This window comes from Mucilaginibacter sp. P2_D11 (genome assembly GCF_056404435.1).
The window spans coordinates 1-23,856 of sequence record NZ_JBFUEA010000028.1 but is presented as its reverse complement, the minus strand read 5'-3'; the positions used below and the strand labels follow the sequence as shown (position 1 = coordinate 23,856).

24 protein-coding genes and 1 pseudogene are annotated in these 23,856 nt (G+C 46.7%); 10 read left to right on the top strand and 15 right to left on the bottom strand.

Annotated features, from left to right (window positions below):
- Positions 1-5: 5 nt before the first annotated feature.
- Positions 6-1,238, bottom strand: coding sequence for an enolase C-terminal domain-like protein (locus AC1DXC_RS26225; protein ID WP_477462142.1), 1,233 nt, complete (start codon positions 1,236-1,238; stop codon positions 6-8).
- Positions 1,235-2,068, bottom strand: a complete 834-nt coding sequence (locus AC1DXC_RS26220) for an SDR family NAD(P)-dependent oxidoreductase (RefSeq protein ID WP_477462141.1) — start codon at positions 2,066-2,068, stop codon at positions 1,235-1,237. Before AC1DXC_RS26220 ends, AC1DXC_RS26225 begins: the two co-directional genes overlap by 4 nt.
- Before the next feature lie 356 nt (positions 2,069-2,424).
- Between AC1DXC_RS26220 and AC1DXC_RS26215 the strand changes: the two genes are divergently transcribed.
- Positions 2,425-3,333, top strand: coding sequence for an AraC family transcriptional regulator (locus AC1DXC_RS26215; RefSeq protein WP_477462140.1), 909 nt, complete (start codon positions 2,425-2,427; stop codon positions 3,331-3,333).
- Positions 3,334-3,463: 130 nt separating this feature from the next.
- Here the strand turns inward: AC1DXC_RS26215 and AC1DXC_RS26210 are convergent, their stop codons facing one another.
- The 3 genes from AC1DXC_RS26210 to AC1DXC_RS26200 all read right to left on the bottom strand — a co-directional run bounded on the left by AC1DXC_RS26210 (position 3,464) and on the right by AC1DXC_RS26200 (position 5,930).
- A complete protein-coding gene (locus AC1DXC_RS26210; RefSeq protein WP_477462139.1) occupies positions 3,464-4,300 on the bottom strand; it encodes an aminotransferase class IV in 837 nt (278 codons plus the stop codon).
- 135 nt (positions 4,301-4,435) lie between these two features.
- A complete protein-coding gene (locus tag AC1DXC_RS26205; RefSeq protein ID WP_477462138.1) occupies positions 4,436-5,482 on the bottom strand; it encodes an RluA family pseudouridine synthase in 1,047 nt (348 codons plus the stop codon).
- A gap of 97 nt (positions 5,483-5,579) precedes the next feature.
- A complete protein-coding gene (locus tag AC1DXC_RS26200; protein WP_477462137.1) occupies positions 5,580-5,930 on the bottom strand; it encodes a hypothetical protein in 351 nt (116 codons plus the stop codon).
- A gap of 52 nt (positions 5,931-5,982) precedes the next feature.
- On the opposite strand from AC1DXC_RS26200, the gene AC1DXC_RS26195 reads away from it, so the two are divergent.
- The 3 genes from AC1DXC_RS26195 (at position 5,983) to AC1DXC_RS26185 (ending at position 9,212) form a co-directional block, all read left to right on the top strand.
- Entirely contained in the window at positions 5,983-6,870 is an 888-nt protein-coding gene (locus AC1DXC_RS26195; protein WP_477462136.1) for a 1-aminocyclopropane-1-carboxylate deaminase/D-cysteine desulfhydrase, read from the top strand.
- A gap of 360 nt (positions 6,871-7,230) precedes the next feature.
- Complete coding sequence (gene lat, locus AC1DXC_RS26190) at positions 7,231-8,562, top strand: L-lysine 6-transaminase (RefSeq protein ID WP_477462135.1); 1,332 nt, start codon at positions 7,231-7,233, stop codon at positions 8,560-8,562.
- 203 nt (positions 8,563-8,765) lie between these two features.
- Positions 8,766-9,212, top strand: coding sequence for a hypothetical protein (locus AC1DXC_RS26185; protein WP_477462134.1), 447 nt, complete (start codon positions 8,766-8,768; stop codon positions 9,210-9,212).
- Positions 9,213-9,420: 208 nt separating this feature from the next.
- Here the strand turns inward: AC1DXC_RS26185 and bshB1 are convergent, their stop codons facing one another.
- The 3 genes from bshB1 to AC1DXC_RS26170 are packed head-to-tail and all read right to left on the bottom strand — an operon-like array spanning position 9,421 to position 11,278.
- On the bottom strand, positions 9,421-10,146 hold the full coding sequence (bshB1, locus tag AC1DXC_RS26180) for a bacillithiol biosynthesis deacetylase BshB1 (protein WP_477462155.1): 726 nt from the start codon (positions 10,144-10,146) through the stop codon (positions 9,421-9,423).
- 17 nt (positions 10,147-10,163) lie between these two features.
- On the bottom strand, positions 10,164-10,664 hold the full coding sequence (locus tag AC1DXC_RS26175) for a glutathione peroxidase (protein WP_477462133.1): 501 nt from the start codon (positions 10,662-10,664) through the stop codon (positions 10,164-10,166).
- Positions 10,664-11,278: a DUF4294 domain-containing protein gene (locus tag AC1DXC_RS26170; RefSeq protein ID WP_477462132.1), complete on the bottom strand. Its 615-nt coding sequence runs from the start codon at positions 11,276-11,278 to the stop codon at positions 10,664-10,666. Before AC1DXC_RS26170 ends, AC1DXC_RS26175 begins: the two co-directional genes overlap by 1 nt.
- A gap of 110 nt (positions 11,279-11,388) precedes the next feature.
- On the opposite strand from AC1DXC_RS26170, the gene AC1DXC_RS26165 reads away from it, so the two are divergent.
- The 4 genes from AC1DXC_RS26165 to AC1DXC_RS26150 all read left to right on the top strand — a co-directional run bounded on the left by AC1DXC_RS26165 (position 11,389) and on the right by AC1DXC_RS26150 (position 16,965).
- Entirely contained in the window at positions 11,389-13,614 is a 2,226-nt protein-coding gene (locus tag AC1DXC_RS26165; RefSeq protein WP_477462131.1) for a RelA/SpoT family protein, read from the top strand.
- A gap of 166 nt (positions 13,615-13,780) precedes the next feature.
- The gene (locus tag AC1DXC_RS26160) at positions 13,781-14,251 is read left to right on the top strand and encodes a Fur family transcriptional regulator (protein WP_477462130.1); all 471 of its coding nucleotides are present in this window, start codon (positions 13,781-13,783) and stop codon (positions 14,249-14,251) included.
- A 51-nt stretch (positions 14,252-14,302) separates the two neighbouring features.
- Complete coding sequence (locus AC1DXC_RS26155) at positions 14,303-15,580, top strand: adenylosuccinate synthase (RefSeq protein WP_477462129.1); 1,278 nt, start codon at positions 14,303-14,305, stop codon at positions 15,578-15,580.
- Positions 15,581-15,681: 101 nt separating this feature from the next.
- Complete coding sequence (locus AC1DXC_RS26150) at positions 15,682-16,965, top strand: anthranilate synthase component I family protein (protein WP_477462128.1); 1,284 nt, start codon at positions 15,682-15,684, stop codon at positions 16,963-16,965.
- Here the strand turns inward: AC1DXC_RS26150 and AC1DXC_RS26145 are convergent.
- The 5 genes from AC1DXC_RS26145 to AC1DXC_RS26125 all read right to left on the bottom strand — a co-directional run bounded on the left by AC1DXC_RS26145 (position 16,919) and on the right by AC1DXC_RS26125 (position 20,576).
- The gene (locus AC1DXC_RS26145; protein WP_477462127.1) at positions 16,919-17,662 is read right to left on the bottom strand and encodes a YqjF family protein; all 744 of its coding nucleotides are present in this window, start codon (positions 17,660-17,662) and stop codon (positions 16,919-16,921) included. The genes AC1DXC_RS26150 and AC1DXC_RS26145 overlap by 47 nt on opposite strands.
- A 116-nt stretch (positions 17,663-17,778) precedes the next feature.
- A complete protein-coding gene (locus AC1DXC_RS26140; protein WP_477462126.1) occupies positions 17,779-18,585 on the bottom strand; it encodes a M48 family metallopeptidase in 807 nt (268 codons plus the stop codon).
- 5 nt (positions 18,586-18,590) lie between these two features.
- Positions 18,591-19,238, bottom strand: coding sequence for a glycerol-3-phosphate 1-O-acyltransferase PlsY (gene plsY / locus AC1DXC_RS26135; protein WP_477462125.1), 648 nt, complete (start codon positions 19,236-19,238; stop codon positions 18,591-18,593).
- Positions 19,239-19,286: 48 nt separating this feature from the next.
- Positions 19,287-20,135: a carboxylating nicotinate-nucleotide diphosphorylase gene (gene nadC, locus AC1DXC_RS26130; protein ID WP_477462124.1), complete on the bottom strand. Its 849-nt coding sequence runs from the start codon at positions 20,133-20,135 to the stop codon at positions 19,287-19,289.
- Positions 20,136-20,180: 45 nt separating this feature from the next.
- On the bottom strand, positions 20,181-20,576 hold the full coding sequence (locus AC1DXC_RS26125) for a DUF4783 domain-containing protein (RefSeq protein ID WP_477462123.1): 396 nt from the start codon (positions 20,574-20,576) through the stop codon (positions 20,181-20,183).
- A gap of 62 nt (positions 20,577-20,638) precedes the next feature.
- Here AC1DXC_RS26125 and gpmI point away from each other — a divergent pair, with 62 nt between their 5' ends.
- Positions 20,639-22,192 carry a 2,3-bisphosphoglycerate-independent phosphoglycerate mutase gene (gpmI, locus tag AC1DXC_RS26120; protein WP_477462122.1) on the top strand — a complete coding sequence of 518 codons (1,554 nt, stop codon included), beginning with the start codon at positions 20,639-20,641 and terminating at the stop codon, positions 22,190-22,192.
- Between the two features lie 4 nt (positions 22,193-22,196).
- A complete protein-coding gene (locus AC1DXC_RS26115; protein ID WP_477462121.1) occupies positions 22,197-22,748 on the top strand; it encodes a hypothetical protein in 552 nt (183 codons plus the stop codon).
- On the opposite strand, the gene AC1DXC_RS26110 is transcribed toward AC1DXC_RS26115, so the two are convergent.
- Both AC1DXC_RS26110 and AC1DXC_RS26105 read right to left on the bottom strand, forming a co-directional pair.
- Positions 22,745-23,338 (bottom strand): tetratricopeptide repeat protein, encoded by a 594-nt coding sequence (locus tag AC1DXC_RS26110; RefSeq protein WP_477462120.1) that lies wholly within the window; start codon positions 23,336-23,338, stop codon positions 22,745-22,747. The two genes, AC1DXC_RS26115 and AC1DXC_RS26110, sit on opposite strands and share 4 nt — an antisense overlap.
- Before the next feature lie 303 nt (positions 23,339-23,641).
- Positions 23,642-23,856 (bottom strand): annotated as a pseudogene (locus AC1DXC_RS26105) (IS4 family transposase); the annotation flags it as partial.

Below are 23,856 nucleotides of genomic sequence, written 5' to 3'. Positions count from 1 at the left end.
TAAAATTAGTTATTTAAGATGAGCAGGTCGCAGCTGCTGCCGGGTACCTGCGGCGTTTTGTAAACGCCGGCTATTATTTGCGCCGGGTTTACAAAATGCTTTTGCAGATGCGGGATATGCTCTAAAAACAAAGCCTCGTGCCCCATGGCAATATGGTTGAACAATACCAAATGCTGATGCAGCTGGCCCATATCGCCCACATGCGGCACTACCGGCACGCCATATTTTTTGCAAAGCAGGCTTACGGCAATAAATTCGCCTACCCCTCCTACCCGCACTGCATCTACCTGTATAAACGAAGCGGAACCCGATTGCAGGTAATTTTTGAAGATAATTTTATTGGGCACATGCTCGCCCAGTGCCAATTTTAAAGGCGCAATTGCTTTTGCCAGCGTGGCGTGAGCATTCACATCATCCGGGTGGGTAGGTTCTTCTACCCAGTACGGGTCGATACCTTTTAGTTTATTGCATATATCTATGGCTTGCGGCAGGTTCCATTGTTGGTTGGCATCAAGCATTACTTTTACATTGGGACCGGCTACCTCGCGCACGATGTGCGCCCGGCGGATGTCGCGCTGCGGGTCGGCCGAACCTACCTTCAACTTCATGGCGGTAAAGCCTTCGGCGAGGGCTTTCTTGCAATTCTCGCGCACTAATTCATCGGAGTAGTTAAACCAGCCGATGGAGGTATCATAGCCGGGATAGCCTTCTTCTAAAATTGGCATGCGGGCTTCCTTCGTGGCTTGCTGGCCTTTCAGTAATTCAATTGCCTGGGGGGCGGTCAATTCATCCTCTAAATAAGATAAATCCAGTGTGCTGACGATTTGCTCGGGCGAAAGATCGATGAGCAGTTTCCAAAGCGGCACGCCGCGTTTTTTGGCCCAAAGATCGTAACAGGCGTTGGTGACCGATGCCAACGCCAGGTGCACCACCCCTTTATGCGGCCCCAGCCAGCGGAACTGCTGATCGTTGCTTAACTGCAGGAACAATGCTCCAAAATTGGCCATCACTTCTTCAATATCCTTGCCCTGTAACGCCCGGCCGTAATACTCGGCAGCCTTGCACACCAGATCGTTGCCTTCGCCAAGGGTAAAGGCAAAGCCGGTGCCCACAATGCCGCTATCATCGTGCAGCTGGGTTACGGCATACGAATATATAGGGTCGCGGTGGATGGCATCACTGCCCGCATCGCCTTCCAGCGGGAAACGCGCATCGGCTACGGTTACTTTCCTGATCATACTTGCTTTGCTTTTGTATCCACGGATATGGTAGTCTTGCCATCTTTGGCATGCTGATCCAGGTATTTACGGTAGCCCAGTTCGGCCCCACCTGTTACAGGAAGGATACACCCTGTGATAAACCTCGCCTGATCGGATATCATGAACAAACAGGCATCGGCTACCACGTCGCCTTCGGGGCAGTAGCCTAAAGGATGTATGCCATCCAGGTACTCTTCTATATGTGCGGCCTGCGGTTGCTGGTTGCTCCAGCGGCGCAGCATGGGGGTCCATACCCCGGCGGGTGCTACGGCATTAACCCTGATGCCGTATAGCGCATAATCCAGCGCCATTGATTTGGTGAGGGCATTAACCGCGCCTTTGGTGGCTGTGTAGGCGGCATGCAGCTCCTGCCCTATATCGCCCACCAGGCTGCCGGTGTTCAGGATAGTCCCCTTCGTTTTCTTCAGTTCTTCTATGCCGTATTTGGTGGTATGGTAAATACCCTTCACGTTCACGTTGAAAACCTTCTCCCATTCCTCATCGGTGGTATCTGACACTGTTTTGGATGGGTTGGATACCCCTGCATTGTTGTGGATTACATCTATGCGGCCAAACACCGCCAGGGTCTCCGTTATGGCGCGGGCAATATCGGCAGCCGTGGATACATCGGCCAGGACATAATGGATATCATCGCCAAAAAACTGCGTTTGGCATTGCTGCAGGCTATCCTCCTTATGGCTGATGATACTGAGCTTCGCGCCGGCTTTGTGGTAAGCCTTGGCGCATTCGTAGCCAATGCCCTCGGTACCCCCGGTTAAAAAAACGACCTTATCTTTTAGTAATTGCATAAGTGCTTATACTGGTTTTTAATTTGCAGGCAAACGCAATTCCGCATGCGCGATTTAAATGGTGCAGCCTGATGATGTAAATATTTAGCGTATTTAAGCGGTTTCATTACAAAAAGCCATGCGCTTTTGCCGTAATGCTTACAATTGGTTTTGTTAAATACAATGGCCAAATTTAACTGCCAGTATAAAACCATTTAATAGGTAAAACGGCTATTTTAATGGATAATTCGCCTGAATGATAATTGCACAATAATTGCCAAGGATAATAGGCTTTACGTAAATAAAATATAAATTTAGCGGACGATTATAAACCGGTGCCCTCCCTGGATGCGCCAAATATTAACACAGACAAAATAATGGGTAACTCTTTTAAACGGAAAGACGGGTTCGACGGGGAAAAACTCATCAGCATCCCCCAAAAGGTGCTATCGGGTTACGTGAAGAAATACCCTGCGCTGTTCAATATCTATATTACCCATATCGGCTACTTCCCAAAGGCATCGTACCATTATAAGGAACGCCGTAAAGGTTGCGTAGATAACATATTGATATACTGCCTTAAAGGGAAAGGCTATTTTGTAATCGATAAGAAGAAATTCGAGGTTACGCCTAACCATTTCCTACTGCTGCCCGCAACCGAGCAGTATATGCGCTACTGGGCAGATGAGGAAGACCCCTGGACCATCTACTGGGTACATTTTACCGGCGATACCATCGAGAATTTCAACTCATCGTTAAACCTCAATATATTCAAAGGCCCTGTACCTATCCCCTTCAACAACAAGGCACTGGAGATATGGAACAACATTTACCAGAACCTGGAGATGGGCTACAGTATAGAAAATTTGTGCAATGCTACGTTTTGCCTGTATAATTTCATTGCCACCTTTTTGTTCCCCGATAAACATATCGTGAGCGAACAGGTGGAAACTACGGATATCATCACGCTCACTATCCTCAACATGAAACAAAACATCGAAAAGAAGATGACCGTGGAGGATATGGCCAGCCAGCATAAACTATCCAGCTCGCATTTCAGCAGCCTTTTCCGCAAGGCAACGGGCATGCCGCCGATGGACTATTTCATCCACCTGAAAATGCAGAAAGCCTGCCAGTTCTTATACGCCAACGAAGCCAAAATAAAAACCATCGCCTTAGACCTCGGATATGAAGACCCTTATTACTTCTCGCGCGTGTTCAAAAAATATATGGGCATGTCGCCGGAGCAGTATAAGTTGAATACGAATATTAGGTCGCAGGTGTAGGGGTATAAAAAACAGGTACGTCATTGCGAGGAACGAAGCAATCTCTACTTAGGAAAAGCGGATTTGCAAAGCGGATTTGCGTGTTCAGAGATTGCTTCGTGCCTCGCAATGACGTGGGGGTGATGGGGCTTTACAACTTATTCAACTCATCCATCAGCACTTTGCTTACCCGGTTAAAGTAGCGCTTTACGCCATAGCCCATCACCCATTGTATGCCGCGGCTGGCGTTGGTGAGGAAAACTTCGTCGGCTTCGTTCAGTATCTCGGGGTTTATCTGGGCCTCGGTAATGGGGATATCATTGTCCTGTGCAAGCTTTATCACCACCTGGCGCATCACGCCCTCCACGCAGCCTTCGCTTAGTGCCGGGGTATATAAATGGTCCTGGTATAAAACGAATATATTGGCAGCACCGGCCTCGCACAAAAAGCCGTTGGCATTCAGCAAAAAAACCTCGTCCAGCTTGTTTTGCTGCCGGTAAAGCGCGGCCATTACATACAGCAACGAATTGCAGGTTTTTATGGTAGAAAGGTAATTTAAAGGCTTGGGCAGCTCGCTGTAGATATCCATAATGAGGCCACGCTCGTTCATGAAATAGCGGGGCTCGTCTAGCGGAGTAATCTCTATGCAAAAACCCATTTTATTTTGGGTGGGCGTGTACAAACCCTCCGCATCGCGGTAAACGGTAAGGCGCAAGCGGCCATGGCGTATTTTGTTGCGGCGGGCCAGCAGTTCGCATTGCTCGCGCAGGAACCATGTGTCTGTTTGCGAGTATCCATCAATCTTAAGCGCTTTCATGCCGCGTTGCAGGCGTTCGGCGTGCAGTTCGGCAAATTGTAATTTGCCTTTCATCAGCCGCATGCTTTCGAACAAGCCATCGCCGTACTTAAAGCCGCGGTTGGCTACGGTTAGCAATATGCTGTCTTCAGGAAGTATTTCGCCGTTATAATTGATGTACCTGGGAGACATTTTTAGATTTGAGATATGAGATTTTAGATGTGAGATGAACTCCCTGTATTAACAACTGCAAACTTAAAAAATTATCAAATCATCAAGTTTCTTTTTCGGCTAATAACCTAAAACAATCGGTATTGTTCTCCGCTGTCAAATCTCGCCCTTCATATCTACCTGGCTATACTTGCGCCATTTCTCCAATACGGTCGCAAAATCAAGCGGAAGTGGAGCCTCAAAATAAATGTCCTTTTTTAAGGATGGATGCACAAAGCCAAGCGACTGCGCATGCAGGGCCTGCCGGGGCATAATCTCGAAACAGTTCTCCACAAATTGCCTGTATTTGCTAAACACCGTGCCCTTCAATATCTTATCGCCCCCGTAGGTGGCATCGCTGAACAGCGGATGGCCAATGTGCCGCATATGCGCGCGTATCTGGTGCGTACGGCCGGTTTCCAGCTTGCACTCCAAAAGGGTAACGTAGCCGAAGCGCTCCAATACCTTATAATGGGTAACGGCCCATTTGCCTTTCTCGGGGTCGTCGTATATCGACATTACGCGTCTGTCGGCCACGCTGCGGCCGATGTAACCACTAACGGTACCATCTTCTGCAATATCGCCCCAGGCCAGGGCAATGTAGCGGCGGTTGATGGTGTGATCGTAAAATTGCTTGGCCAGGTAGTTCATGCTACGCTCGTTCTTGCTGATGAGCAACAGTCCCGAGGTATCCTTATCTATACGGTGCACCAGCCCCGGCCGGCCATCATTGCCGGGTAGCGTAGGCAGTTGCTGAAAGTGATACACCAGCGCATTTACCAATGTACCCGTATAGTTGTTATAGCCCGGATGCACCACCATGCCGGCCTCTTTATTTACGATGAGCACATCGTTATCCTCGTAAACGATATTGATAGGCAGGTTTTCGGGGTAAACTTCGGTATCGCGGGGCGGATGCGGAAGAACGACCGATATCACATCCATCGGCTTTACACGATAGCTGGCCTTTATCGGCTTATCGTTCAACAGCACGTTGCCCGCTTCTATAGCGTTCTGGATGCGGTTACGAGATGCGTTTTCGATCCGGTGCATCAAAAACTTATCAATCCGCAGCAGCGATTGCCCCTTATCAACCACTACGCGCAGGTGTTCGAAAAGATCTTGCTCGTCGCTTTCTAATAATTGGATATCATCTGCTGCCATGCCGCAAAAGTAAGAAAAAACCTGTAGCGATGGGTTTGAAACCCATCGCTACAATGGAAACGTTTCCCTGAAGTCTTTAAAGCACCTATAGCTAAGTTTAATGCACATTTTTGATCAACCATTGAATAGCCTTTTCATCAAATACCAGCCGAATCATCAGTGTATCGTTTTTAAGAGCTATAACCAGTGCATTTATTTCAGGTTTAGCATCATTGGGCCGTAAAATGATGCGTGTGCCCTTTGCTGGATCCTTTATTACGTCTGCGGCATCGTATGAATTCGTTAGTGCCTCAAAATGCCCGGCCTCGGGAGTGGTATTAGAACGAAATATACCATCCTGATACCACATATCAACAGCAATAACTTCAAATGTTCCGATCAGAACGCCGCGCCACCAAACTTCGAATATATCTCCCATTTGCTGCAATATATAAATAACCCAGTTCATATGTTCTCCCCTGCCAAAAGAATGATGCAGCTTTTTCCCTAATTTCGCCCCTATGCAAATCGCACTTGATATAAACAGCCCCATCCACCAAATAACCGACCCGTTGTTTGAGGCGAAAGGCATAGAGGTATTCATCAAGCGCGATGATATGATCCACCCGTTTATATCGGGCAATAAATGGCGTAAGCTGAAGTACCTGCTGCAAAAAGCGCAGGCAGAGGGCAAAAGCCTTTTAGTAACTTTCGGCGGGGCATATTCAAACCATTTGCTGGCGACAGCGGCGGCAGCAGCAAAATTCGGCTTTAAGGCAACGGGCATCGTTCGTGGCGAAGAGGTGCAAAATGATACCCTGTTTATGTGCCGCCTGCATGGCATGCAGCTGATTTTTACCGATAGGGACAGCTACCGCGATAAACCTGCCCTGTTCGACAAATATTTTAGAGCCGATGCCGACGCTTTTTTTATTGACGAAGGCGGCGCATCTCCCGAAGGCGCAAAAGGCTGCAGCGAATTGGTGGGTGAATTGACCGAAAATTACGACCATATCTTCTGCGCATGCGGTACCGGGACAACCGCTGCGGGTATCATCAACGGCATCGGTAAGCACCAATTAAACAGCCGTTTTAACGCTGTACCAGTTTTCAAAAACGGAGGCTTCATTAAAGATGAGATAGATAAATACCTCTTAAGCCCCACGGGTTACGATTTGCATCTCGATTACCACTTCGGCGGTTACGCCAAAACCACGCCCGAACTGATCGATTTCATCAAACAATTCGTTGCTAAAACCGGCATATTGATTGAACCCGTTTACACCGGCAAAATGCTTTACGCCTTATACGATCTGGCGGCTAAGGATTATTTTAAGCCAGGCGATAAGATACTCGCCATCCATACGGGCGGCATTTGGGGATTGTTGGGGATGAAAGAGAAGTTTTAGATATACAGGTGTGCAGATTTCAGATGTGCAGATGAAAGCACTCACCACCTCGTCCTTGCGAGGCACGAAGCAATCCTCGGGTGGCAGGTCCGGTGTGCAAAGCCGCTCTGCATGTCCCCTCTTCTTACCGATGATTGCCGCGCTTCGCTCGCAAAGACGAAGTCTTTTCACGCGTTTTCCCGCATCTGCACATCTGAAATCTGCATCCCGAAGCCTCGTGACCCATCATACCAAAACCCACTTCGGTTCAAAAACTAGGTTTAGTTAATTTAAAGTTACTTTTTGGCCAAACGGTTCAAAAACCTTTAAATTATTGTTTTTGAGGCCTTTTTGTTAGATTTGTTAAAATCAATTATGCTTATGCCAACTACACAGATCACGCCGCAGAACGTACAGGCCACCCTTAGCAAACATATCCTGGCCGATGGTTTCGACCTTACTTTTGATATGGAGAAAAGCCAGGGTGTCCATATTTACGATGCCAAAAACAACCGCACCCTGCTGGATTTTTTTACCTGCTTCGCATCTGTGCCTTTAGGTTATAACCACCCCAAAATGCTGGCCGACGAGTCCTTTAAAAAAGATCTGATGCTGGCGGCATTAACCAACCCCTCCAACTCCGATATTTATACCGAACAATACGCGCATTTCGTAGATACCTTCGGCCGGGTGGGCATACCCGATTATTTGCCCCACGCCTTCTTTATTGCCGGCGGTAGCTTAGCCATAGAGAACGCTTTAAAAGTGGCTATGGACTGGAAAGTGCAGAAGAACTTCGCCAAGGGCCACACACAGGAAAAAGGCCACAAAGTGCTACATTTCGAGAACGCGTTCCACGGCCGTTCGGGCTATACCTTAAGTTTAACTAACACGCAACCGGTAAAAACCAAATGGTTCGCCAAGTTCGATTGGCCACGGGTTTCGTTGCCGGAGATACACTTCCCCCTGAACGAGAACAATATTGTCGATCTTGCGCTTCGCGAAGCCAAATCTATAGCGGAAATACGCACTGCATTCGCCAACAACCCGGATGATATCTGTGCCATCATCATCGAACCCATCCTGTCGGAAGGGGGTGATAAACACGTGCGCCGGGAATTTTTGGAGCAATTGAGGCAACTGGCCGATGAGTACGAAGCCATGCTGATATACGATGAAGTGCAAACCGGCGTAGGCCTCAGCGGCAAATTTTGGCTGCACCAGCATTTCGGCGAAAACGCCAGGCCGGATATCGTTGCCTTTGGTAAAAAAATGCAGGTTTGTGGTATTTTGGTAAGTAATCGGGTAGATGAAGTGGAGGGCAACGTATTTAAAGTATCATCGCGCATCAACTCCACCTGGGGCGGCAGTTTGGTAGATATGGTGCGCTCGGCTAAAATTATGGAAATTATAGAACAGGATAAACTTTGCGAAAAAGCTGCCGAAACAGGTGCCTATCTGCAAAACGGCTTACATGATATTTCAGCAAAAAGCGGACTGATTACCAACGTGCGCGGCAAGGGATTATTGACCGCTTTCGACTTCCCCGATACCGCTACACGTAATAGTTTTATTGATAAAGGACTGGAAGACAACATTATGTACCTGGGTTGTGGCGAGCGCACTATCCGTTTCCGCCCGGCACTCATCATCGAAAAAGAGCATATAGACGAGGGCTTATTCAACATCCAAAAAATATTGCCCACACTATAATATAATTGTAATAATATAGCTACGTGCACCGGTTTTTTAACAAAATCGGTGCTTTTTTCGTTAAGAATGTACTATAATCGCGGTTTAACGTTATTGTATATATTATTAACTATTATATAATGCATTGTTGTAACATATCGCATTTAGTTAACGTATTGTAATACATCAACTTATATAATATAAAAAAAGGGTTACTATTTAGGATGAACAGGCAAATTGAAAAATTAAAAAAACAACTAGTGGAGATTGCTGAGGTTGTTAATTCTTTCCAGTCTGAGGCCGTGCAAGTTAGAGTTGTAGACAGGCTGTTAGACGAGATTATGGAAACGGAGCGGGGGGAAACGGAAGGATCTGAAATTTTCAATAGACGGGCGCGTAAAGCCAACGTAGAAAATGATGACGAGCAAATCCTGAACTTACAAAGGCGTAAAAAGCCGGGGGCTACCAAAGTATTGAACCAATTGCTATCGAGCGATTTTTTCCGTACGCCGCACTCCATATCGTCAATAGCAGAGTATTGCAAAGACAAATTCGATTCGGATTTCAAGACTTCGGAATTATCAGGCATCCTGCTGAAGCTTGCCAAAGAAAACAAGCTGCGCAGGGAGCGCAGCGAAAAAAACAACCGCTTCGAATACGTAGGGGTTTAAACAACAAAGCCGCTCAAATGAGCGGCTTTGTTGTTTAAAGTTCATTTTTTACAACGCCGTCATTATAAGGCACGAAGCAATCTCCCGATACGCAAAGCGACTTGCGTGGTGGATTGTCCTGCGTAGAGATTGCTTCGTTCCTCGCAATGACGTGGTGGGAAAAAGCGGCTTTATCTTGATTCTTTGCTCTTGATTCTTGACTCTAATCCTACCTCAACTCCAACAAATCATCCACACCCAATATCTTCCTCGATGTAAAACCTTCGGCATATTTTACGTTGATGCTTTTGCCATATTCGCGGCCGCGGCCATTTATCTGTTCTATAAAATCGGGCGAAGATATGTACGTCTGCGGCTCGTCCTCGTTATAATCCGGGTTGTGAAACTGAGATGCATAGGCGTAAACACTCTCTATCTTCTTATCCCAATATTCGGTAACGTCAACCAGTATATCCGGTTTAATATATCTATCTTGTATAAAATGCAGCACTTGCTTTGGCCGCCAGGCTTCCTGTTGGTTGCCGTCGGCGTCGAGCGTTTCTATCCGGCGCAGGCCCGATAAAAAGCTCGCTGCCTCTACTAATTCATTAGCCCGGCCATGGTCCGGATGGCGATCATGATAGGCATTCGTGATAACGATATCGGGCTGATACTTGCGTATAGCGGCTATCACTTTCAGCTGGTACTCTTTGGTGTTCTCAAAAAAGCCATCAGGCAGTTCCAGGTTTTCGCGCACGGTTAAGCCCAATATTTCGGCTGCTTTTGCGGCTTCTTTATCGCGTATCTCAGCGGTACCCCGGGTACCTAGTTCACCACGGGTCAAATCGGCAATGCCAACTTTATGCCCCAAAGCAATGTGCTTTAAAATTACACCTGCGCAGCCAAGCTCCGCATCATCGGGGTGTACCGGCAAAACTAATATATCTAACTTCAACATATGATGTATGGTAATTATTTATCAGGCGTAAGCAAACGCTGTACCTTTTTCCTGATTTTGGAAGATGTTGGCTTGGTAAACGGGTAAAAATAATCAACCAGCACGCCATCGCGGTTGATTAAATATTTGTGGAAATTCCAGCGTGGGGCGGAACTGAGCACGCCGTTCTCTTTCTTCTCGCTTAAAAACTTATAAAGCGGGTCGGCATAGGGGCCACGCACGCGTATCTTATCAAACACGGGGAAATTATTGCCGTAATTGCTGCAGAAGGTGGCTATCGCCTGCCCTTCTAACGGTTCCTGCCCGCCAAAATCGTTAGAGGGAAATGCCAGTATCTCAAACCCCTGCGCGGCATATTCTGCTTTAAGAGCCACAAGGTCTTTCAACTGCGGGGTAAAACCGCACTCGGATGCCGTGTTTACAATGAGCAGCACTTTGCCTTTATAGTCGGCAAGGCTGATAGGTTCGCCATCTAACGCGTTAACGTTAAACCCGTAAATATTTTTGCTGTCCATTAATTATAGTTAGGGTTGTAGTGGGCAGCTGTCAATATCGCTTCGATATCGCGCTGCTCATCCCTGTCGTAGGTCTCTTTCAGGTCGTGCCCGAAGATTTTGGCTACCGATTGGATTACGAAGGCGTTGAAGCCGCCCTTTAGCTCTTTAACCATGGCAAAACTGGTGTTGCCCGTTTCGCGGTTAATGAGTTTGATGAGTACTTCGCCCTGGTTTATGGTAAGATCTTTTATTTCTTTGTTGAAGATGCCCTTAATCTCGTCCGCGCAATCTTTCATTAGTTTCTTTTGCTTGTTCCTATCGGCAGTCATAGCAAGGTCGCGCTGCAACTGACGGTAGCGCTTGCCGGCAAACTGCGCGTAAGGCAATACCTTCAGCACGTTGTAACGCAAACGGAAAAAATTCGCTCTATCCTGCGCGCTGGCAAAAATGCGGGTATCTACAATCCGCACTTCTGGCGTAACTATCCATGGAATGATTTCCCCATCAACCTTCGTTGCCAAAGTTTTGATGGTATCATTTTTGCCAAGGATAACAGGAGGCGCAGGTTTATCCTGTGCCTTCAAGCCGCCGCAAACGCAACATAATACAAGCAGAAAAGCAATAATTTTCATATATTTACTTGAACACAAAATTAACGCATTTAATCCGGTTATTTTATAACTACCTGCAATAATAATTATTGTTGCAAGTTGATGATAATATGTAGCATATTAGCCTATACATGAAAGATTTAGTGATTGACCTGGAAGCCGAGAAAACGGAAATACTAAAACGCTACCGTGCCCTGCTGCGTGCAAGCAAATCTACCCTGCAAAAGGGCGATAAACGCATGATACGCAAGGCGTTCGATATGGCGTTGGAGAGCCATAAAGATATGCGCCGTAAAAGCGGCGAACCCTATATATACCACCCTATTGCCGTTGCCCAAATTGCGGCCGAAGAGATAGGTTTGGGTACCACATCCATCGTTTGCGCTTTGCTGCACGATGTAGTGGAAGATACCGATGTGACGCTGGAAGATATTGAGATGGAATTTGGCAAAAAAGTTGCCAAAATAATAGATGGACTCACCAAAATATCGGGCGTATTTGATACCAACAGCTCGTTGCAGGCCGAGAATTTCCGCAAGATGCTGCTCACCCTCGCCGATGATGTGCGGGTGATATTGATAAAACTGGCCGATAGGCTGCATAATATGCGCACCATGGAGTTTATGCCGCGCGATAAGCAGCTTAAACTCTCCTCAGAAACCGTTTACCTGTATGCCCCGCTGGCACACCGCTTGGGCTTATATGCCATAAAGTCAGAGTTGGAAGACCTCTCCATGAAATATATGGAGCGCGATATGTACTCGTTCATCAAAGCTAAACTGAACGAGAAAAAGGCCGAACGTGAAAAATTCATCCGCGATTTTATAGAGCCGGTGAAAAAAGTGGTGAGCGATCAGGACCTGAACGCCGATGTTTTCGGCAGGCCGAAATCGATCCATTCTATATGGAATAAGATGAAGAAGAAATCGATACCCTTTGAAGAGGTGTACGATCTTTTCGCCATCCGTATTATTCTGGATAGCACGCCCGAGAACGAAAAAGCCGATTGCTGGAAAGCGTACTCCATCATCACCGACCTTTACCGCCCCAACCCCGACAGGCTGCGCGACTGGATATCATCGCCCAAAGCCAACGGCTACGAGAGCTTGCACACCACCGTAATGGGCCCCCGCGGGCAATGGGTAGAAGTGCAGATACGCACCAAACGGATGAACGAAATTGCTGAAAAAGGCTTCGCGGCGCATTGGAAGTATAAGGAATCATCCTCAGATAGCGGGCTTGACCAATGGGTGCAAAAGGTACGCGATATGCTGAAGAATCCCGATTCGAATGCTTTGGATTTCCTGGACGACTTTAAGATGAACCTCTTCAGCGATGAGATATTCATCTTTACCCCAAAAGGCGCGCTGATACAGCTGCCCTTAAGTGCCACTGCCCTGGATTTTGCCTTCGAGATACATACCGATGTAGGCGCTACCTGTATAGGCGCAAAAGTGAACCACAAACTGGTACCGCTTAGCTATAAACTGCAAAACGGCGATCAGGTAGAAATCATCACCTCCAGCAAGCAAACGCCTAAGGAGGATTGGCTAAGTTTTGTGGTAACGGCAAAGGCCAAAGCCAAAATAAAATCGGCCTTAAAAGAAGAGAAACGCAAAGTGGCCGAAGATGGCAAGGAGATATTGGAGCGTAAGCTGAAATCGCTTAAGATTACCTATAACTCCGAAAACATCCAAAAGCTGAGCTACTACTTTAAGCTCCCCTCCGTGCAGGACCTGTTTTACAATGTAGCCAAGGGCCTGCTGGATATGAAGGACCTGAAGGAGTACCAGGCATCGGAAAAGGTGATTGAGAACAAGCCGCAGGACAAAATAGAGCACGAACAGCTGGCCTCCCTGGTGCGCAACATCAAAACCAAAGATAGCGATGTGCTGCTTTTTGGCGAAGACCTGCAAAAGATTGATTACAAACTGAGCAACTGCTGCAACCCCATCCCCGGCGACGACGTGTTCGGCTTTGTTACCGTAAGCGATGGCATCAAGATACACCGCACCAACTGCCCCAACGCAGCGAAACTAATGGCCAATTACGGCTACCGTATTGTAAAAGCCAAATGGACCAAACAACTGGAGCTGGCTTTCCTTACCGGTTTGCGCATCCGAGGTATCGACGAGGTGGGGCTGATAAACAAGCTCACTACCGTAATATCCAACGATTTTAAGGTAAACATCCGCTCCATCACCGTAGATAGCGACGATGGTATATTCGAAGGTTCGATAATGATTTATGTAAATGATACCGAACATCTGAATAACCTTACTAAAAAAATACTGCAGATAAAGGGTATTACCTCGGTAGAAAGGTTCGATTCGGTGACGGCAGAGAAGGCATCGTAAAGGATAGAGGCAAGAAATGAGAATCAAGAACCAAGAGGTAAGAATCAAGAACTATTAGTTAAGAGACAAGAGATAAACTTGTTAATATTTTATCTTGCCTCTTGATTCTTAACTCTTGCTTCTCTTTTATAAAATATTAATACCTTTGGAGGGTTAATTTAACATTATGCCTGTACAGGAAACCATAGCGTTGGTAAAGAAGATTTTTGAGGCTTACCTCGAAAACAAAAGCCTCCGGAAAACCCCCGAGCGCTTTGCCATACTGGAGGAGATATACTCCCGCAGCGACCATTTCGACGTGGAGAGTTTATACATCCACATGAAGAATAAAAAATACCGCGTAAGCCGCGCCACGGTATATAACACACTGGAACTTTTAGTATCCTGCGACCTGGTTACCAAACACCAGTTCGGCAAAAACATGGCCCAGTTCGAGAAATCGTACGGCTATAAGCAGCACGACCACATCATCTGTATCGACTGCGGCAAAGTGGTAGAGTTTTGCGACCCACGCATCCAGCAGATACAAAGCATGATGGGCGACATCCTCAAGTTCGAGATAAAGCACCACTCACTAAACCTCTATGGTAACTGCGCCAAACTCCGCGCGGGTTCCTGCGACAGGAGAGTACAGTAACCCCTATCCCAAGAAATCATTTTAAGACTTATTACGAAAAGATATTAATTAATGGCTGTTGACGTATTATTAGGCCTCCAGTGGGGCGACGAAGGTAAAGGCAAAATTGTTGATGTACTGAGCGCAGGTTACGACCTGATAGCCCGTTTCCAGGGCGGGCCAAATGCCGGCCACACCTTAGAGTTTGAAGGCAAAAAATTTGTGCTGAACACCATCCCTTCGGGTATATTTTTCGATAACACCATGAACCTGATTGGTAATGGCGTTGTTATCGACCCTATCACGCTTAAAAAAGAGCTGGATAAATTAAGGGATGCAGGTCATGATTTGCTGGCCAAAAAGAACCTGATGATAGCCAAAAAGGCGCACCTGATATTACCTACCCACCAATTGCTTGATGCTGCTTCTGAAAAAAAGATGGGCGATGGCAAAATTGGTTCAACCCTGAAAGGTATCGGCCCAACTTACATGGATAAAACAGGCCGCAATGGTTTACGCATTGGCGATATCACCCTGCCCGATTTTAAAGAGCGTTACCAAAAACTGGTTGATAAACATACTTCGATGCTGCAGGCCATGTATGGCGAAGTGGCTGATTTCAGCGAGCGCGAAGCTTTGTTTTTCGAGGCGATTGATTTCATCAAACAATTCCCGCTGGTTGATAGCGAGCATTTGGTGAACGGCTACATTAAAGATGGCAAAAAAGTACTGGCAGAAGGCGCACAAGGCGCTATGCTGGATATCGACTTCGGCTCGTACCCTTTCGTAACCTCTTCAAACACGACTGCTGCCGGCGCTTGTACCGGTTTAGGCATTGCCCCAAGCCAGATAGGCGACGTAATAGGCATTTTTAAAGCGTATTGTACCCGCGTAGGCGGCGGCCCCTTCCCTACCGAACTGAACGACGAAACAGGCGAAGAACTGCGCCGCATAGGCCACGAATTTGGCGCAACCACTGGCCGCCCCCGCCGCACCGGCTGGATAGACCTGCCTGCCCTGAAATATGCCATTATGCTGAACGGCGTTACCCAGCTGGTAATGACTAAAGCCGATGTGTTGAGCGGTTTCGATAAGATATATGCCTGCACGCACTACAATTACCTGGGCGAACAGATTGATTACATGCCTTACGACATCTGCTCGGTTGATGCACACCCGGTTCTAAAAGAAATCGACGGCTGGAACGAAGACCTAACCGGCATTACCGAACTGAACGAGATACCTGAGAAACTGCAAAACTATATCGACTACCTGGAAGCGGAACTGGGCGTGCCTGTAAAATGGTTATCTGTAGGGCCGGATAGGAAGCAGACGCTGGTGTTGCACTAAAATCTTTCTCTCGTTTCCGGTGTCCTCACCGGAAACCTTTACCAACTTTTAAAGGCTCCAACAAGGGCCTTTTTTATTTTCCTGTTATTTAACTTTGCCCTGTGATATTCGAGTCGACCGATGTACAGTTATTCAAACAAAAAGCGCTCGCCTGGGCGGCCACCTTTGATACGGTATGCTACCTCGACAGCAATAACTACGCCGACCCTTACGGTAAATTTGATACGCTGATAGCCATTGGCGCAAAAGATGAAATAACATCGAACAGCGGCGAATCTTTTAAGAAAATTGAAGATTTTCGCAGGAAAAACTCCGGTTTTATAACTGGTTTTTTTGGTTATGATTTAAAGAACGAAATAGAAGATCTAGCCTCGAACAACCCCGACGGGCTACAATTTCCCGACCTGTACTTCTTTGCTCCGGAAGTTGTGATCACCATCAACAAGAATGCAGTTGAGATAGTTGGGGAGGATGAAGCTGGAATTCTTGAAAAGGTGGAGAGATTCGAACTCTCCCATCGTGACAGCGCTCCTTCTGTAAACGTCCGGGCCCGTTTCAGCAAGGCAGAATACGTTGATGTCGTCGAAAAAATAAAAGCACACATTGTTCGCGGCGATATCTATGTAACCAACTTCTGCCAGGAGTTTTATTCGGAAGATGCTGTAATAGAGCCGTTTGCTATCTTCAATCAATTAAATAGTTTGTCGCCAACCCCCTTCTCTACCTTTTTTAAATGGAAGGGGAACTGTATCATCTGCGCATCGCCCGAGCGTTTTTTAGCTAAACGTGGCAGTAAGTTGATTTCCCAGCCCATAAAAGGCACTGCCAGGCGCGATGAGGACAAATCCATAGACCAAAGCATCAAACAAGAACTCCGTAACACCCCCAAAGAATTGCAGGAGAACGTAATGATAGTAGACCTGGTACGTAACGACCTTACCCATTCGGCCAAACCGGGCACGGTAATGGCTGAAGAGTTGTTCGGCATCCATAGCTTTAAGCAGGTGCATCAAATGGTATCAACGGTGGTGTGCGAGCTACGCAACGATGTAAGCGCCGTACAAGCCGTTATGAACACCTTCCCAATGGGCAGCATGACAGGCGCACCTAAAATAAGCGCGATGCAACTGATGGAGCGATACGAACGCAGCAAGCGCGGCGTATATTCGGGCTCTATAGGCTACTTTGCTCCCGATGATGATTTCGATTTCAATGTGGTGATACGTACGCTGTTATATAATTCCGCAGAGAAGTACCTGTCGTTCCATGTTGGCGGGGCTATCACCTATCACGCCGATGCCGAAAAGGAATATGAAGAGTGCCTGCTAAAAGCAAAAGCTATCCTGGAAGTACTGGGTCAAGCACCAACTTATCCCCTATCCTAACCGCTATATCCGAACCATTAGCCCAAAAGGCCGATAACGGTTTTACCGATAGATAAGGCACAAATGCCTCGCCGTACAGTTCTGCAATGTCGGCTTCAAATACATAATCCTTTACTTCTGCTACCTGCCAGGCAATGTGCTCTACCTGGTATTGCATTGTTTTATAGTCAGTTAGCCGGTTATAGCCCCAGTAGTGCTCAAAAATAAAGTCCTCGGCGCTGCCGGGTTCGATTTTCACCAGCGAGTTGCGCACTGTTGCCCCTAAGCTGTTCCAGCGGCCGTTCAGTTTCCATTCATATAAAAATTGGGTATGGTTAGCACCTTCCTTGGTGATGCTGTGACGCATCGGCAAGGCGCGGTAATGCTCTTTATAAAGATTATTGGCGATAAGAACGATTGCCGGTTTTGGTACGATCTCGCTCACGAAAACCGCGCCGCGCTTCCACTCCTGCCCATCAAAGTGGCGCACGTAAAAACGCAGGTTTACTTCTTCAAAATTTGCGTGGAAGGGCCATTTGATACCTAGTACCCGGGTTTCTTTAAACAGGAAACCTACCATGCTCGCCAATGCCTTGCCGTCCCACAAGTCGATCTCTGTGGCGGCGGGTAAATAGGGTTTCAGTATCTCGGGGTCTACCTCGTAATTGAGCATTACCAGGTTTTTCCATTGGGCAGTAAGGAAGCGGCGTTTAGACATAGTTTGTTATTTTACCACAAAGAACACAAAGGTAAAAAACGCAAAGGGCACAAAGTTTTTTCTTTGTGCCCGTTGTGTAAATCTTTGTGCCCCGTGGTTGAATTGACCAGTAAGGTTTATTTTCCTTTATAATACTTCAGCGCCTCTGGTATCAGCTTTTGCAGGTTAGCAATACGCGTAGCGTCTGAGGGGTGCGTGCTCAAAAACTCAGGCGGAGTGCCGCCCTTGTTTTGGGCCGCCATACGTTGCCAAAAAGCAACAGCCTGGCGCGGATCGTATCCGGCCATCGCCATAAATGTTAAACCTAAACGATCGGCCTCAGACTCCTGCGCCCTCGAGTATTTCAACATGGCTAACTGCCCGCCAACGCCATATAACTGGCCAATAACAGCCTGCGTAGCGGCAGATTTGTTACCTGTAGCTGCACCAACTGCCGTGCCGCCGGCCTGTAAAGCCAATTGCTGCGACATGCGTTCGGCCGAGTGGCGTGCGATGGCGTGGCCAATCTCGTGGCCCATAACAACGGCAAGGCCGGCATCTGACTGGGCAACCGGCAATAAACCGCTATAAACGGCAACTTTGCCGCCGGGCATACACCAGGCATTTATCTCCGGGCTTTTTATCAGGTTAAACTCCCATTGAAAGCTATATTGGTTAGCATAGCCATTGGCATTTAAGTATTGCTCTATGGCAACTGCCAATTGACCGCCAATACGCTTTACGCGCTGGGCATCGGTACCGCTGGTAACAACGGTTGTCTTAGGGTCTGAAAGAAGTTCTTTGTAGCTGGCCGCAGCGGCTGGGTTTATCTGGTCGTCGCTCACGAGCGATAATTGCGACCTGCCGGTTAACGGCACGGTGGAACATGCATAAATAGTAATTGCCACGATTGCGGCAACTAATAGGGGTTTAAATGTCTTCATGGTACTTAGGCGGTTTTTTTCTTGAATAAATTAACTTTCGACTCTTTACCTTTCAATAAGCGCTCTATATTTTTTTGGTGGGTTACCAGAATCAGCAAAAATATGCACATCCCATAAATAACGACCGATTTAATAGACACCGGGAAAATAAACGTTACACCGATGGGATATATAAAACCTGCCGAGATGGACGCTAACGACACATACTGCGTCAATAACAAAACCACTAAAAAAACAAGCACGCAAAGTAAAGATGCCTGTAGGTTAATAGCCAATATCATTCCAAAAAGCGTAGCAACACCTTTACCGCCCCTAAAGCCTGCAAATATGGGGAACAGGTGGCCCATAACGGCCGCCACCCCTAAGGCCAGCGAATAATTGGTAAAAGCAACAGAATGGTAAGCACCCGTGGTGGATACGCCGATGATATAGGCCAGGTTGGTAGCCGTCCACCCCTTGAGGATATCCAGCAACATTACCGGGATACCGGCCTTTTTGCCGAGAACCCTAAAAGTATTAGTGGCGCCGGCGTTGCCGCTGCCATATTCGCGTACATCAATATCGTAGAAAGCCTGACCAATCCATACGGCGGTAGGGATTGAACCGAAACAATAAGCAAGAATAAGCGCTAAAATGGAATAGATTGATAGCATCTGCCTGCAATAATATTAAATTGATGTTATATACTGCAATATATTCATTTATAATTTAACGGCCTTCAGGCTGAGGTCTAAACTTTTTACCGAATGGGTAAGCGCACCTACCGATACGTAGTCTACACCGCAATCGGCATAATCGCGTATGTTATCGATAGTTATCCCGCCCGATGCCTCGGTAATATACCGGCCCTCTATCATGCCAACGGCCTGCCTTAAAGTGTCGAAATCTAAATTATCCAGCAAAATACGATTTACGCCGCCGGTTTGCAATACCTGCTCCAGCTCATCGAGGTTGCGTACCTCAATCTCAATAGCCAGTTTCCTGCGTGTTTCCTGCAGGTAACGGTTGGCGTTCTCTATTGCCGGCCTAATCCCGCCAGAGTAATCCACATGGTTATCCTTTATCAATATCATATCGTAAAGGCCCACGCGATGGTTAACGCCGCCGCCTATGCGTACGGCCCACTTTTCCAGGTACCGCATGCCGGGGGTGGTTTTGCGGGTATCTAAAACTTTGGTATTGGTCCCCTGTAGCAGGTCTACAATTTCGTTGGTTTTGGTGGCAATGCCGCTCATGCGCTGCATGCAGTTAAGCACCAAACGCTCGGCAGTCAGGATACTGCGGGCATCACCTTCTACGGTAAAGGCAATATCTTTGGGTTTAACCTCGGCCCCGTCGTTCAGAAAAACTTCCATTTTAAGGTTGGGGTCAACCACCTCGAATATTTCTTTGGCCAGTTCTACGCCTGCTAAAATACCGGTATCTTTTACTAAAAGTTTTGCTTTGCCTTGTGTGCCGGCCTCAATGGTGGCAAGAGATGTGTGGTCGCCGTCGCCAACGTCCTCGCTTAAAGCGTTTACTATAAATTGGTGTATAAGTTGTTTGTCCAAATCTTTCGAATTTTGAGTTCAAAAGTAAGAACAATTGCCGAGTAATTAGGTTTTTTCGGTTTCGATGCGTAGTTCTATCACCACCATTTCTTTTTCAACCTCTTTCATGGTATAGCTAACACGGTACTTTCCTTTATCTGTACTCAGTTGCAGTACGCTGTAATTATAGGTGGCGCTGGAGTTTACGCGATGGAGCACGGCTATAGCAAGGGGTTTGTTTTCTTTAAAGAATTTCTCCAGGATAACTTCCGCCTGTACTTTGCTGTAAACGTTGGTATTATCTACCACGGTAATATCAACCGTAGCGGCAAAATATTTGGCGAGTTCGTGCGCATTCCCCTGCTTTATCAGCTCGGCAATTTTATCGATGGGGCCGGCTAAACAAACAGTTGGTACCAGGTAAAGGAGTACCAAAATGGGCAGGTATTTTAGTTTCATCATAAGATATGACCAATAAACTAAAAAAAGGTTGCACAAAAAAATAAACCTGTTTTTAAATTATAATGTTTAAACGTTGCTTTTATATTTGCATTGTGGAAAATAATAAAAAAGTTGCTTTAATTATACTCGATGGCTGGGGTTACGGCCGTGAAGACGAATCTAACGCTATACTGGCTGCCAACACGCCTTTTTTCGATTCGCTGATAGCCAATTACCCAAATTCAAAGCTCGAAGCCTCCGGCCTTGCCGTAGGGCTTCCAGAAGGGCAAATGGGCAATTCGGAAGTTGGCCACATGAATTTGGGCGCCGGCCGTGTAGTGTACCAGGAACTGGGCCGCATAAACAAAGCCGTTATTGATAACGAATTTGTGCAGAATGAAACTCTGCTGGAAGCGTTTAACTACGCCAAAGCAAACGATAAAGATGTACACCTGATAGGCCTGGTAAGCGATGGCGGTGTGCATGCCCACATTAAGCACGTAATAGGTTTGGTTGATGCTACCACCCAATTGGGCTTAGAGAAAGTATTCATCCACGCCTTTTTAGATGGACGCGATACCGACCCGAACTCCGGCCTGGGCTTTATTGACGAACTGAACCAACACATTGCTCCTACCCCGGCCAAACTGGCATCGGCCATTGGCAGGTACTACGCTATGGACCGCGATAACCGCTGGGAGCGAGTAAAGAAAGCTTATGACCTGCTGGTAAACGGCGAAGGCGAAGGTTCGCAGGACATCATTGCCTCTATCCAAAAATCATACGACGAAGGTGTTACCGACGAGTTTATACTGCCGATTGTACATGTGGACAGCTATGGCAAACCTGTTGCCGTAATAAAAGAAGGCGATGTGGTTATCTGCTTCAATTTCCGTACCGATAGGGGCCGCGAAATTTCGCTTGCACTCACGCAAAAACCCTTCCCGGAATACAATATGCACCCCTTAGATGTGAAGTACGTAACCATGACTTCATACGATGAAACCTTTAAAAACGTAAGCGTTGTTTTCCGTAAGGATGACCTGAGCAAAACACTGGGCGAAGTTTTAGAAGGCGCTAACAAAAACCAGATACGCATTGCTGAAACAGAGAAATATCCGCACGTAACGTTCTTCTTCAGCGGCGGCCGCGAAAAGGAATTCATCAACGAGAAACGCTTATTAGTACCATCGCCAAAGGTAGCCACCTACGATCTGCAGCCCGAAATGAGCGCAGCAGGTATCCGCGATGCAATTATCCCGGAGTTGATTGCCGAATGGCCCGATTTTGTTTGCCTCAACTTTGCCAATACCGATATGGTGGGCCATACCGGTGTCTTCAGCGCGGTAGTTAAAGCTGCCGAAACGGCTGATGCCTGTACCAAAGCCGTAGTGGAAACCGGCCTGGCACATGGTTACTCGTTCATCATTATTGCCGACCATGGCAATGCCGATTACATGATAAACGACGATGGCTCGCCAAACACTGCACATACCACCAACCTGGTGCCCTGCATTGTGATAGATAGCGACGTTAAAGCCGTGAAAGATGGTAAACTGGGCGATATTGCACCAACCATTTTAAGTATGATGGGTGTGCCTATCCCCGAGGAAATGAGTGGTAATGTATTGGTATAAACCATTGCAAAAATATATCCTTTTTACAGGCGGCCTGCTGCTTTTATGCACCTGGTTCGCCTGTAAACCGGAAATTAAGGAAACCGGCGCCAAACTGGAATACTTCGACCTGAAGGAGTTTTTCAAGACAGATTCTGCCCGGTTGGCCAAGCTGAACCCCACCATCACTAAAACGGTAAGCCACAACGGCGATAGCCAAACCAAAAAGCTGAAGATTGCCAACTGGGGGCAGGAATTTAATTTGTTTACTTCATCAGATATCAACAAGCCCGCCTGGAAGGATAGTTACAATGTAGATTCTAAAGCCAATTTTCATGGCTTCCATACTTTTTTCCGGGCTAAATTCCCTGAGTTAAAAACGCGGGAAATTGAGATTATAGAAGATAGAAATGGCAAAATAAGCAAAATTCGAATTACCAATTACGTCCACAATATTCTCTATCATACGGACGAAACTTTAACTTATATTCCTGGTGAATATTATTTAATAGTAAAAAATCAGGAAATAAAAGTAATGGGTCACAACGGCTATGTTATAAAGGGCGTTTTTAATTAGTGCTTGCCGGTGGCAGAAGCCAGCTTTTCTTTAGAGATATCCAGTAGCGATGATATGTCTGTGCGGCCGGGGTTATCACCCAGCACTTTCTCCAAATCGGCAACAGAGGCGCGCAAAGAGTTGATGCCCCTCACCTTATCGTAGTTTTTTTGATTGGCCTGCAGCTTAAATATGCCATACTCCCGGTACGCAATGCCGCGGGTTTGGTAGCTTTTGGTTTGCTCGGTTGGGTCCATAGCAATGGCCTTAGTCAAATCGAATATGGCACCCAGCAGGTACTTCTCCCTTTCATCGGGTGAGAGGTAGGTATCCTTACCCAAAAAGCTCTTGGCGCGCGCACGGTAGTAATAGGCCGTGGCATCAACCGGGTTAATAAAAATGGCTTTGGTGTAAGCGGCGATAGATTTGCGGTAGTTTTCGCTGTGGTAATAAGAGTAGCCCAGCATCCAGTAAGCATTGGCGTTGGTAGAATCTACCAGGCAGGCTTTCTCTAACTGCGCAACGGCAGTCTTGAAATTGCCATCCATAAAGGCTTGCTGGCCCAATTTTACATAGGCATTTTGTGCCGATGATTCGAGCGACGTGATCACGAGAAGGGAAATTATTGCCGAGAGCCTCATTAAATACCTAACGTGTGTAACAAAATTGTAGTATATTAACTTGCAATAGTATAAAATATTATACTAAGCTGGTATTTTTTGTTGGAAAATTTGGAGGGAACATCGTCACGGAAGCGCGACTACCAAAGCTTTTTTGGATTTGATGCTTAAACGTCAATTATTATACTTTATTGTATCTCGAGAAAAATATTTATATTAAAGATATTTTAAAATCATAAAAACAAAAAAGCCGGCTTGTCACCACGAATGGTCGGAAGAAATTCCGGCCATTTTTTATGTTTTAAAAAAGAGGCCTGGATCACCGCCGCATTGTATAACGATCAGAGCGATTGCCAAGTCTCTGACTTCCATAGCAAATCGTCTTTTGGAAGTTTTATAGCCCTGTTTATTCCCTTTTTTGTAGATCAACACCAGCATACTGGTTATCAATGTCATATATAACATAACCTGCAGTCCATTTTGATTAAGGGAAACCAGGTGAGATACGT